Source organism: Neorhizobium galegae, assembly GCF_017877135.1.
Lineage (GTDB): Bacteria > Pseudomonadota > Alphaproteobacteria > Rhizobiales > Rhizobiaceae > Neorhizobium > Neorhizobium galegae_A.
On the sequence record NZ_JAGIPH010000001.1, the window covers coordinates 381669 to 394529 of the forward strand.

General features: G+C 63.5%; 7 protein-coding genes. 2 read left to right on the forward strand and 5 right to left on the reverse strand.

Annotation, left to right across the window (positions count from 1 at the left end; all coding sequences use genetic code 11):
- Positions 1 to 116 precede the first annotated feature (116 nt).
- Entirely contained in the window at positions 117 to 2765 is a 2649-nt protein-coding gene (pepN, locus tag J2858_RS01960) for an aminopeptidase N (RefSeq protein WP_210103064.1), read from the forward strand.
- Between the two features lie 227 nt (positions 2766 to 2992).
- Positions 2993 to 5365 (forward strand): PAS domain-containing sensor histidine kinase, encoded by a 2373-nt coding sequence (locus J2858_RS01965; RefSeq protein ID WP_210103065.1) that lies wholly within the window; start codon positions 2993 to 2995, stop codon positions 5363 to 5365.
- Here J2858_RS01965 and J2858_RS01970 read toward each other — a convergent pair.
- The 5 genes from J2858_RS01970 to J2858_RS01990 all read right to left on the reverse strand — a co-directional run bounded on the left by J2858_RS01970 (position 5289) and on the right by J2858_RS01990 (position 12850).
- A complete protein-coding gene (locus tag J2858_RS01970; RefSeq protein ID WP_210104091.1) occupies positions 5289 to 8285 on the reverse strand; it encodes a bifunctional [glutamine synthetase] adenylyltransferase/[glutamine synthetase]-adenylyl-L-tyrosine phosphorylase in 2997 nt (998 codons plus the stop codon). The genes J2858_RS01965 and J2858_RS01970 overlap by 77 nt on opposite strands.
- A 30-nt stretch (positions 8286 to 8315) precedes the next feature.
- Entirely contained in the window at positions 8316 to 9725 is a 1410-nt protein-coding gene (locus J2858_RS01975; protein ID WP_210103066.1) for a sensor histidine kinase, read from the reverse strand.
- Positions 9726 to 9732: 7 nt separating this feature from the next.
- Positions 9733 to 10485 carry a response regulator transcription factor gene (locus J2858_RS01980; RefSeq protein WP_281067718.1) on the reverse strand — a complete coding sequence of 251 codons (753 nt, stop codon included), beginning with the start codon at positions 10483 to 10485 and terminating at the stop codon, positions 9733 to 9735.
- A 90-nt stretch (positions 10486 to 10575) separates the two neighbouring features.
- On the reverse strand, positions 10576 to 12156 hold the full coding sequence (locus J2858_RS01985; RefSeq protein ID WP_210103068.1) for a Do family serine endopeptidase: 1581 nt from the start codon (positions 12154 to 12156) through the stop codon (positions 10576 to 10578).
- A gap of 241 nt (positions 12157 to 12397) precedes the next feature.
- A complete protein-coding gene (locus J2858_RS01990; protein ID WP_245365516.1) occupies positions 12398 to 12850 on the reverse strand; it encodes a cytochrome c-type biogenesis protein in 453 nt (150 codons plus the stop codon).
- Between the last annotated feature and the right edge of the window lie 11 nt (positions 12851 to 12861).

Consider the following 12861-nt stretch of genomic DNA (forward strand, 5'->3'; position numbering starts at 1 on the left):
TCGCCTTTGGGCCGAGTTTTAGCAATCATTCAGTTTTCAGTGCAATATTCGTGGCCGCTTCCTCACCGTCGACGAAATATTCGGCCCCATTTGCCAAGTCCAGACCAGGAAATAACATGCGCACAGATACGGGTCAGATCGTCCATCTGGCAGACTACCGCCCCACTGACTTCGTTCTGGAACGTGTCGATCTGACCTTCGAACTGGATCCGACGGCCACGCGACTGGAAGCCCGCCTTATCTTTCACCGTCGGCGCGGTGCGGACGGCAAAGCACCGCTCATCCTCGATGGCGACGAGCTGACGCTTGCCGAACTGCGGCTCGACCAGAACGAACTGCCGGCCGCCCAATTCGACGTGACGCCGGACAGCCTCGTGATCCGCGACCTGCCGGAGACGGCTCCCTTCGAGGTGACGGTCATCACCGTCATCAACCCTGAAGCCAATACGCAGCTGATGGGGCTTTACCGCACCAGCGGCGTCTATTGCACCCAGTGCGAGGCGGAAGGCTTTCGCCGCATCACCTATTTCCCCGACCGGCCGGATGTGCTGGCGCCCTACACGATCACCATCATTGCTGACAAGGCGACCAATCCGGTGCTGCTGTCGAACGGCAATTTCCTCGGTGGCGGCAATTATGACGAGGGGCGCCATTTCGCCGCCTGGTTCGATCCCTTCCCCAAGCCGAGCTATCTGTTTGCGCTGGTCGCCGGCGATCTCGGCGTCGTTGAAGATACGTTCACCACGCACTCCGGCCGCGAGGTCGCGCTGAAAATCTATGTGGAGCACGGCAAGGAGCCGCGCGCCGCCTATGCCATGGATGCGCTGAAGCGCTCGATGCGATGGGATGAGGAGCGTTTCGGGCGCGAATATGATCTCGACATCTTCATGATCGTCGCCGTGTCCGACTTCAACATGGGCGCCATGGAGAACAAGGGCCTCAACGTCTTCAACGACAAATATGTGCTGGCTGATCCGGAAACCGCCACCGACCAGGACTATGCCAATATCGAGGCAATCATCGCGCATGAGTATTTCCACAACTGGACCGGCAACCGCATTACCTGCCGCGACTGGTTCCAGCTCTGCCTCAAGGAAGGCCTGACGGTTTACCGCGATCACGAATTTTCAGCGGACCAGCGCTCGCGCGCCGTCAAGCGCATCGCCGAAGTGCGCCACCTGAAGTCGGAGCAGTTTCCCGAGGATGCCGGCCCGCTGGCACATCCGGTGCGCCCGACGACCTATCGCGAGATCAACAATTTCTACACGACGACCGTCTATGAGAAGGGTTCGGAAGTCACCCGCATGATCGCCACCATTCTCGGTCGCGATCTCTTCAAGCAGGGCATGGACCTCTATTTCGACCGGCACGATGGCGAGGCCGCGACCGTCGAGGATTTCGTCGCGTGTTTTGCAGAGGTGAGCGGCCGCGACCTGTCGCAGTTCTCGCGCTGGTATCATCAGGCGGGAACGCCGCGGGTCACCGTCTCGGCACGCTACGATGCCGCAGCCCAGACTTTTAGCCTGTCGCTGGAGCAGGCAATTCCCGCCACGCCCGGCCAGCCGGTCAAGGAGCCGATGCACATCCCCCTCTCCTTCGCGCTGCTTCTGGACAATGGCGCCATTGCCGAGCCGGCTTCGGTGTCGGGTGGCGAGGTAACGGGCGATGTCCTGCATCTTCAGGAGCGCGCGCAGACCTTCACCTTTGCCGGCATCGCCAAGCGCCCGGTCCTGTCGCTTAACCGCGGCTTTTCGGCGCCGATCAATCTCGATTTTGCCCAGACGCCGGAAGACCTTGCCCATATCGCCCGCCACGACAGCGACCTGTTTGCGCGTTGGCAGGCGCTTACGGACCTGGCCCTGCCGAACCTGATGCAGGCCGCGCGCGATGCCCGCGCCGGCAACGACATCACCTGCGATCAAGCTTTGCTGTCGGCGCTTCTGGAAGCCGTCGGTGACGAGAGCCTGGAGCCGGCCTTCCGCGCGCAGGTGCTCGCCCTGCCGAGCGAAGCCGACATTGCGCGCGAACTCGGCGGCAATACGGATCCGGACGCGATCCATGCCGGTCGCCAGGCCATCTTGGCCCTGGTGGCAGAGGCCGGCGCAAAAACCTTCGAACAGCTGTTTGACACCTTGCGCGGTTCGGGCCCGTTTACACCCGATGCCGCAAGCGCCGGCAAGCGGGCGCTGCGCAACAGCGCCCTCTCCTATCTGTCCTATCTGGATGGCGGCGTCGACCGTGCGTCGAGCGCCTTTGCAGAGGCCGACAACATGACCGACATGGTGCAGGCGCTGACGGTGCTTGCGCATCGCTTCCCCGGTCAGGCCGCCACGGCCAATGCGCTCGGAGCCTTCCTCAAGCGGTTCGAAGGCAATGCCCTGGTGCTCGACAAGTGGTTCTCGCTGCAGGCGACCATTCCCGGCAACGCCGCGCTGGCGCGCGTGCGCGCACTGATGGAAGATCCGAACTATGTCGCCGGCAATCCGAACCGGGTGCGCGCGCTGATCGGCGCCTTCGCCTTCTCCAACCCCACCGGCTTCAACCGTGCCGATGGCGAAGGCTACCGCTTCCTTGCCCGCCAGATCCTTGCCATCGATCCGCGCAATCCGCAGCTTGCCGCACGCCTCCTGACGGCCATGCGCTCGTGGCGGTCGCTGGAACCGGCGCGCGCCGAGCATGCGCGGGCGGCTCTTTCCGAGATCAGCGGCACGGCCGGCCTCTCCACCGATGTGCGCGACATTGTCGAGCGCATGCTGAAGGAATGACGTTCAGCGGGCGCCGACTGCAATCTTTTCAGTTGTAGCGCCCGTTTCCGCAGCCTCTGATTCCGCGAAAACACGCGAAATTGCGCGAAAACGACTCAAACGCAAAAACCGGACCATATGGTTAAGATTTTATGACCACATGCTCTGGACAAGGCGAATCGGCTTTGATTCACTGTGCATAGTTCGCAAGCGGCATTGCGAATCACGACGAGGGATCAATCAGAGCTATGGCGAACGTGCAGCGGGAGACCGCAGCCGAGGAACGGCTGCGCTTCAAATTTCCGGACGGCCTCACTCTACCGGCCATGGATGGAAGCATGCTGTCGGCGCTCAGGCATCGGCTGGACCGCCTGCCGAGCGCCGAGCTTTGGCTCAAACGCTCGATCCCGATCCTGATCATTGCCTTCCTGGCCGTCGTTGCCGCCTCGCGCCTGCTGGGGCTCGTGTCGGAACGGGCGCGCATGGAAGAGGCCGCGCGCCAGTCGACGGCGCTTCTTGCTGCCGCCAGTGCGGCAGCCTTTGCCGGTCACGAACAGCCCTTTGCCAGCTCCGACCGCAAGGCGGCCGAGGAGCGGCTGGCGCTCTTCCTGCCGCAGACCAAGCTGCAGCCGGGCGCCTTCATCGTCCTGGTCGATGCAACGGGACGCATTTTCGGCAGCAGCTTCCAGGCACGCCCCTATATCGGCGAGCGCCTCGACACGCTCCTGCCGGAAATGGTGGCGCTTCGCCGCTTCGGCGACGATGACGGTGTCATCGAGACCCGGTTCAACGACATTCCCCATTATGCCGCCATCAAGGCCATTGGTGGTCCGGCCGGCGGGCTCGTGGTCGCCGGCCACTCGCTGGAAGCCGCCGATCAGTTCTGGCGCCAGCAGGTTTCGCTCAACGTCACGCTGTTTACCGGCATCTCCTCGGTGCTACTCGTCATCCTCTATGCCTATTACATGCAGGTAAAGCGCGCCCGCGACGCCGACGAAATCTTTCTGGAATCCAACATGCGGGTGGAAACGGCGCTGTCACGCGGCCGCTGTGGCCTCTGGGATTTCGATCTCGCCAACCGCCGCCTGTTCTGGTCGCGCTCCATGTATGAAATGCTCGGCCTGCCGCCGGGCAACAACATGCTGTCCTTCAGCGAAGCGGCCCGCATGATGCACCCCTCCGACGGAAATCTCTTTGCGCTGGCACGCTCTGTCGGGCGCGGCCATGAAAAGCAAATCGACCAGGTGTTTCGCATGCGCCATGCCGCCGGCCACTATGTGTGGATGCGCGCCCGTGCCCAGGTGATGAAATCGAGCAGCGGCCGCACCCACGTCATCGGCATCGCCATGGACGTGACCGAACAGCATCGCCTCGCTCAGCGCTATGCCGAGGCCGACCAGCGCCTGGCGGACGCCATCGAGTGTACGTCGGAAGCTTTCGTGCTCTGGGACAAGAACGACCGTCTGGTCATGTGCAACACCCACTTCCAGCAGGCCTATGGGCTGCCGGACAGCGTGCTGGTGCCCGGGACGGAAAAGAACGTCGTCACGGCGGCCGCGGCCCGCCCCGTCATCGAACGGCGCATTGCCGACCCCGATCACAACGGCTTTTCGCGCACCACCGAAGTGCAGCTGGCCGATGAACGCTGGCTGCAGATCAACGAGCGGCGCACCGCAGATGGCGGCATGGTTTCCGTCGGCACCGATATCTCGCTTCTCAAGCGCCACCAGGAGCGCCTGCGCGAATCCGAGCGCCGGCTGATGGCAACCATCGGCGACCTCTCGTCGTCGCAGAAGAAGCTCGAGCGCCAGAAGGCGGAGCTTTCGGTCGCAAACGCCAATTATCAGGCCGAGAAGGAGCGCGCCGAGGCCGCCAACAAGGCAAAATCGGAATTTCTGGCCAATATGAGCCATGAGCTGCGCACGCCGCTCAACGCCATCCTGGGCTTTTCGGAAATCCTGCTGAACGGCATGTTCGGCCCGGTCGGCTCGCCGAAATACAGCGAATATGCCCGCGACATCCACGACAGCGGCAAGCACCTGCTGAACGTCATCAACGACATCCTCGATATGTCGAAGATCGAGGCCGGCCACATGAAGATCGTCTGCGAGACGATCGATCTGGCGCCGCTGATCGAAGAGAGCATACGTCTGACATCCATGCCGGCCGAGGAGAAGTCGATCACCGTGACCCAGCGTGTCGATGCGGGCCTGTGCATGAGCGGCGATCGGCGCGCCATGAAGCAGATCCTGCTCAACCTGCTGTCCAATGCGGTAAAGTTCACCAACGAGGGCGGCCGCGTCGAATTGCGCGCCCATCAGTCGGAGCGTGGCCTGCAGCTTACCATTGCCGATACCGGCATCGGCATTCCCCGCACGGCCATCGGCAAAATCGGCCAGCCTTTCGAGCAGGTGCAGAGCCAGTATGCCAAGAGCAAGGGCGGCTCGGGGCTTGGCCTTGCCATCTCCCGTTCGCTCGTGGCGCTCCATGGCGGCTCGATGCGCATCCGCTCCAAGATCGAATGCGGCACCGTCGTCGGCCTGTTCATCCCCCAGGAGAAGACCGCCGCGGCGATAGCGTCGACAGCAGAATTGCCCGAACCCGCTTCGACAGCCGCTTGATCTCGGCCTCGACAAGCTTGAGGCTCGGGGCGTCGGCCGCCGTCAGCAACCGCTCGATCAGCCCTGCCGGCGCATCCTTCGGCTCGAAGGAGCCCTCCACGCACAACCGCACGATCTGCGAAAGCTCCGTGTAGAGGTGCAATGCCGCAAGGCAGGTCTCCAGGTCGTCGGGCGACAGAACCGAAGGGCCGTGACGCTTGAGCGCCGCCTCGGTGCCGTTCGTCTGGCTCTCGTCCCCGCTTTCATCCTCGCCGGGCGCGGGTTCGCTGCCGGCCACCAGCCGCAGATATTGCGCCAGAAACTCGATATCGATCAGCCCGCCGGGGATGAGCTTCAGATCCCAGAGGTCGCGCGGCGGCTTCTCCTTGTCGATCAGCCCGCGCATCTCGGCGACGTCCGCTGCAATTTTTGCCCGATCCGTGGGCTCTGCCAGCACCTCGGCAATGACGCCGGACGCCTCGGCCATCAGGCTTTCCTCGCCGCACACCATGCGCGCCCGCGACAGCGCCATATGCTCCCAGGTCCAGGCCTCTTCCAGCTGGTACTTGCGAAAAGCGTTGATGCGGGTGGCAACCGGCCCCTTGTTGCCGGAAGGGCGAAGCCTGAGGTCCACCTCGAAGATGATGCCCTCGGCGGTCGGGGCCGACAGCGCCGCAATCAGCCGCTGCGTCACGCGGGTAAAATAGCGCATCGCATCGAGCGGCTTTGCGCCGTCCGATTCCGCCACGTCGTCGGGATAGTCGTAGAGCAGGATGAGGTCGACGTCGGAACCGGCCGTCAGCTCGAAACTGCCGAGCTTGCCCATGCCCATCACGGCCACCCGTCCGCCTGGATAGCGGCCATGCGCCTGCTTCATCTCGCGCATGACGGCTGAAAGTGCCGCATCGATGACAAGGTCGGCGAGATCGGTGAAGGCGCGCCCAGCCTGCTTGCCGGTAATGGCGCCCGTCAGCAGCCGGATGCCGATCAGGAAGCGCTGCTCGGCGGCAAAGATGCGCAGCCGGTCCAGCACCTCCTCGTAGTGGCGGGCCGCGCCAACGAAGGATGCCAGCCGGTCCGAGAGATAGGTCCGCGTCGGGATTTCCTGCATCAGCCCCGGATCGAGCATACCGTCGAAGACATGCGGGCGCGCCGCCACGATATCGGCCAGACGCGGCGCCGCCGACATCACCATGACGAGCAGCGAGAGAAGACCCGGATTGGTGTTCAGCAGCGAAAACAGCTGGATGCCGGCCGGCAGCGCCTTCAGGAAGCCGTCGAAGCGCAACAGCGCATCGTCGGCTCTCTTGCTGCGCCCGAACGCGCTCAGAAGCTCGGGCATCAGTTCCGTCAACCGTTCGCGCGCCTCCACCGATTGCGTCGCCCGATATCGCCCGTAATGCCAGGTGCGGATCACCCGCGACATGTCGGCCGGTCGCTCGAACCCGAGGCGTGACAATGTCTGCAGCGTTTCCGGATCGTCGTTCTGCCCGGTAAACACCAGATTGCCATCGCCGGCCGAGAGCTTGTTTTCCTGCTCGAAGAGTTTGGCATAGCGGCGCTCCACCGTACGCAGCACCGCCTCCAGCTTTTCCGAGAAGGCGGCCGTATCGGCAAAGCCCAGCATGAAGGCGATGCGCTTCAGCTCCGCTTCGCTGTCGGGCAGGCGATGTGTCTGCTCATCGCGCACCATCTGGATGCGGTGCTCCACATCGCGCAGGAACCAGTAGGCCTGCGTCAGCTCCTCGGCGATCTCGGGGCGGATCCACTGCGCATCGGCAAGAGCCTTCAACGCCGCCTCGGTCTCGCGCTCGCGAAGTTCCGGCATGCGGCCGCCGGCGATCAGCTGCTGGGTCTGGGCGAAGAACTCGATTTCGCGGATGCCGCCGCGTCCGAGTTTCACGTCATGCCCCTTCACGGCAATCGCGCCATGCCCCTTGTGGGCGTGGATCTGCCGCTTGATCGAGTGAATATCGGCGATCGCTGCGTAGTCGAGATATTTGCGGAACACGAAGGGCACCATGTCGCGCAAAAAGGCCTCGCCCGCCGCAAGATCGCCCGCCATCGGGCGTGCCTTGATATAGGCTGCGCGCTCCCAGTTCTGCCCGCGTCCCTCGTAGTAAATGAGGGCCGCCTCGACCGGCACGGCAAGCGGCGTCGAACCCGGATCCGGGCGCAGGCGCAGATCGGTGCGGAACACATAGCCGTCGCCGGTGCGCTCCTGTAGGATGCGGATCAGCCGGCGCATCATGCGCCCATAAAGCTCCGTCACCTCCAGCGGATCAATGACGCTCGCCGCATCCGGATCGAAAAATACGACGATGTCGATATCGGAGGAATAGTTGAGCTCGTAGGCGCCGAGCTTGCCCATGGCGAGCACGATCAGCCCGGAATTTTCCGCAGGATTTGCCGGATCGGGCAGTCTCAGCTTGCCGCTCTGGTGATGGGCAAGCAACAGGTGGTCGATGGCAGCGGCTACCGCGGCATCTGCCAAGAGGCTCAGCCACCGGGTCGTTTGCCGGCATTCGATGAGGCCTGCAAGATCGCCGAGCGCCAGCAGAAAGCTCACCTCCCGCTTGGCGTGGCGCAGGGTCGTCATAACCTCGCCCTCGCTAGGTATCCTGTCTTGTCCATCGGGCTGCCAGCTCACACGCGCGCGCCGGATCGCCTCTTCGATCAGGACGTCCAGAGGAGCTTTAAGCGCGCGTGCCAGAAGCTCCGGGCTGATCGCTGCAAGGTCGCGCAGATAAGGCGACAGCGAAAAGGCGGCGACCAAAAAATCCTTGAGCGCCCCCGCCTCAGCCAGCATGCCGGCGATCGCGGGCTCCCGGCTTCCCATCTCCTTCAAGGCGGCAAGAGCCGCCTTCGCCTCCGTCTGGTTGAACGGCTTCAACGCATCCGCCGCCACGTCGCCGAGGCCTATCGCCTGTGTCGCCACGATCTCTTCCTCCCTGGTCCCTTGCGGGATTAGTTAGGGCTTTTGGGCGGGAAAGACCATCGTCACGGTCAAGCCGGGGCGGCCTGCATCCTCGCCATGCGTGTCGGACAGCTCCAGCCGCCCGCCATGCAGTTCCATCACGGCCTCAACGAGCGAGAGGCCAAGGCCGGTGCCGGGCTTGGAGCGGCTCTCGTCCAGCCGCACGAAGCGTTTCTTGACCTCCGCCCGCTTGTCGGCCGGAATGCCGGGGCCATTATCGGCAACCGCAAGCTGCAGACTGTCGCCGGAGCGCGACAACAGGACACGGATTGCCGGCTCATGCCCGCCGTCGCAGGCATATTTGATGGCATTGTCGAGCAGGTTGAAGATCGCCTGCCCGATCAGTTCGCGATTGCCCTGTACGATCAGCCCCGGCTCGATCTCGGTCGTCAGCAAAAGCCCCGCCTCCTCGGCCACCGGCTCGTAGAGTTCGGCGCTGTCGGCGGAAATTGCCGACAGATCGACGGCGCTCATTTCGGCGGCGATCGAACCTGCCTCGACGCGGGAAATCATCAACAGCGCGTTGAAGGTGCGGATCAGCTGATCCGATTCGCCGATAATACCCTCGAGCGCCTGGCGGCGAATGTCGGCGCTGTCTTCGGAGAGGGCATCGGCTGCCTTATTGCGCAGGCGTGTGAGCGGCGTCTTCAGGTCGTGGGCGATGTTGTCGGAAACCTGGCGAAGGCCTTCGTTCAGCTTTTCGATGCGCTCCAGCATCAGGTTGAGCGATTCCGACAGACGGTCGAACTCGTCGCCGGAAACGCCGACCGGCAGGCGCTGCGACAGGTCACCCGCCATGATCTTGGTGCTGGCTGCCGACATCCGGTCGATGCGGCGCAGCGCATTGCGGCCGATGCCGAACCAGATGAACAGCGCACCAAGACCCATGATGGCAAGCGCCACCATCAAAGCGCGGCGCACGATGCCCCGAAATCGGCCCGGCTCGCCAAGATCGCGGCCCACCATCACGCGCAGGCCATTGTCGAGAAAGAACACGTTGGCGGTTGCCAGATGCGGACGCGGCGGGCCGTTCTCGGTATAGGGCTCGTAGCGGAACGGCATGCCCGTCCAGCCCTCCTTGTCGAGAACGCCCGGCTGCACCGATTGCACGTTGCCGGCGAGCATTTCGCCGGTCGGACCGGCAATGACGTAGAGATTGGCGCCGGGCTGGCGCGCGCGCCGCTCCATCATGCGCAGCAGCAGATTGATGCCGCCGCGATCATAGGCCCCGCGTATGTCGGTGATTTCCTGGTTCAGGCCCTCGCGCACCTGCTGCGCCAAAATCCGCTCGGACATCGCCGTCACATAGACGACGAGAAAGACGGCGCAGAGCGCAAAGAGGACGATGTAGAGCGCCGACAGCCGCACGGCGGTGGAGCGGAACAGCATGCGCAGGCGGCTCATGACGGGATCACGCCTCGTCCTTGATCATGTAGCCGGCGCCGCGAATGGTCTTCAAAAGCGGCTTGTCGAACTCCTTTTCGATCTTGGAGCGCAGCCGCGACACATGCACGTCGATGACATTGGTTTGCGGATCGAAATGGTAATCCCAGACATTTTCCAGGAGCATGGTGCGCGTCACCACCTGGCCGGCATTCTTCATCAGATATTCCAGCAGGCGAAACTCGCGTGGCTGCAGCAGAACCTCCTTGCCGCCACGGCGCACCTCATGCGACAGCCGGTCAAGCTCCAGGTCGCCGACCCGGTAGATCATGTCCTGCTCGGGTGCACCCTTGCGCCGTCCCAGCACTTCGACGCGGGCGAGAAGCTCGCTGAAGGCATAGGGTTTCGGCAGGTAGTCATCGCCGCCGGCGCGAAGCCCGGTCACCCGGTCATCCACCTGTCCGAGCGCCGACAGGATCAGCACCGGCGTGTTGATGTTGCGCTTGCGCAGCTCGCTGATGACGGAAATTCCGTCGCGGCGCGGCAGCATGCGGTCGATCACCATCACGTCATAGGTGTTCTCGCAGCCCATGAAGAGGCCGCTTTCGCCATCGCTGGCGTGGTCCACCACAATGCCGGCCTCACGAAACGCCTTCGTCATGTAGGCGGCCGCTTCAAGATCGTCTTCAATCACCAGAATCTTCATGTGTGGAACAATAGACCGAGGCTGGCCCTCGGTAAAAGCGGTTTCACCGCTCAACGGGGTCTCGGGCGAATTCATCTGCATCTGTGAATGTCTCCTCGACTGACGAAAAGGGGGCGCCGCGCTGACCAGCCCGACGCCCCCGCCATTAACCGTTGACGGGACCGGTCAGCCTTCGTTGATCGGCAGTGCGATGAAGCGGCTGCCGCTATCGGACTGAACCTGGAACAGCGCCCGGGTGCGGCCATCCTTGCGGGCCTGCTCGATCGCCTTGCTGATATCGGCGGCCGAAGAAACCTCCTGGTTGTTGACCGAGGTGATCTTCTCGCCCTGGCGCAGGCCCTTGGCGGCAGCATCGGAGTCGGGATCGACATCGGTCACCGCAACGCCCGTGCCGTCTTCGGCGGGGGCAACCGTGATGCCGAGGCTTGCCAAAGCCTTTTCAGTCGAGGGCTGTGCCTGTTCCGGCGCCTTGCCGCTGTTTTCCGCCTTGGCGGCATCGTCGCTCGCAAGATTGCCGAGCGTGACGGCGACCGACTGCGCCTTGCCGTTGCGCCAGATGGAGACATCCACCTTATGGCCGGGGCCGAAGGCTGCCACCTTCTTGGCCAGGTCGCGGGCATCCTTGATCGGCTCGCCGTTGACGGCCGTGATCACGTCACCCTGCTTGATGCCGGCCTTGGCACCCGGGGAATTCTCCTGCGGCGACACGACGAGCGCGCCCTTGGCTTCCGAAAGGCCAAGCGAATCGGCGATATCCTGCGTCACCGGCTGGATCTGCACGCCGAGCCAGCCGCGCTCGACCTTGCCATCCTTCATGAGGTCGGCGATCACGTCCTTGGCGGTGGAGGCGGGAATGGCAAAGGCAATGCCGACGCTGCCGCCGGAGGGCGAGAAGATTGCCGTGTTGATGCCCACCACTTCGCCGTTCAGGTTGAAGGTCGGGCCACCGGAATTGCCACGGTTCACGGCCGCATCCACCTGGATGAAATCGTCATAGGGGCCGGAGCCGATGTCGCGACCGCGGGCCGAAACGATGCCCGCCGTTACGGTGCCACCCAGACCGAAGGGGTTGCCGACAGCCACCACCCAGTCGCCGACGCGGGTCTTGCTGTCATCGGCAAACTTCACATAGGTGAACTTGCGGTTGGCATCGACCTTCAGGAGAGCCAGATCCGTGCGGCTGTCCTTGCCGACCAGCTTGGCGTCAAGCTCGGTGCCGTCTTCGAGCACGACCGTATAGGCCGAACCGTCGGAGACGACGTGGTTGTTGGTAACGAGATAGCCGTCTTCGGAGATGAAGAAGCCGGAGCCCTGCGCCGTCGGGCGCAGATGATGCGGACGGTTGGGGTTCTTGTCGGCGCGCTGCTGGTTGCGGCCGCCCTGATCGCCCTTGCCGCCCGGGCCATTCTGGCCGCCGAACTCGCGGAAGAAGCGCTTCAGCGGATGGTCATCCGGCAGCTGGTCGAGACCGCGACCGCCGAAATTGAACGAGAAATTGCCCGGGTCATCATCGGATACCGGCGTTGAATCCGACTGAACACGCACGGACACGACGGCAGGCGAGACGGCCGACACGACATCGGCAAAGCTCGGAGCCTGCGGTGCATTGACGGTCACCGGGTTCGCATAGGTCTGCGCGACATAGGCGGGAACACCGGTGGAGAGCATGACAGCCGCGAGGCCCGCCACGGTCGAGCCCTTCAGCACTGTCTTCAACGAGGGACGTCCGATCTTGCTCTTGAGCATTGTGAGATACCTTCTTCTTCAGGTCATTCAGACTGGGGTGCCGGAGGTCCGGCGGCGGTGGATGACTGAAGATATAGGAGCCCCGACCTTAACTGCACGTGTCCGACCCATGAATTGTTTGTAATGTTTGCCGACAACCGGAGGGACTGCCGGCTGGCCGGTGAAAACTTTGCGCAAGCCAAGGCGCGGTGTGGGTTTAAGCAACTGTATCGAAACGACTTTACGAATGGGCAGGTAAAAATCAGTCGCCCAGCAGTCTATCCAGCCGGGCCTGTTCGTCGGAGCTCAGCGCGCGTTCCTCGGGCACCTCTCTGCGGCGCCTCGACATCGTCACCACCGTCACGCCGCCGATCACCAGAAGCACCACGGGCATCGCCCACAGCGCCATCGTCTTGCCGCTCAGGCGCGGCTTCAACAGCACGAACTCGCCGTAGCGGGAAACGACATAGTCGATCACCTGGGCGTCGCTGTCGCCGCCTTGAATGCGCTCGCGCACCAAGAGCCGCAGGTCGCGCGCCAGTTCCGCATTGGAATCATCGATGGACTGGTTCTGGCACACCATGCAGCGCAGCTGTGCCGACAGATGTCGTGCCCGCTGCTCGAGCGCCGGATCCTTCAGCACCTCGTCCGGATTGACCGCAAGCGCAGGAAGCGCCGTCAGCCCGATGAGCGCAGCAACCGCCAGTCCATTCAACCACCCCCTGA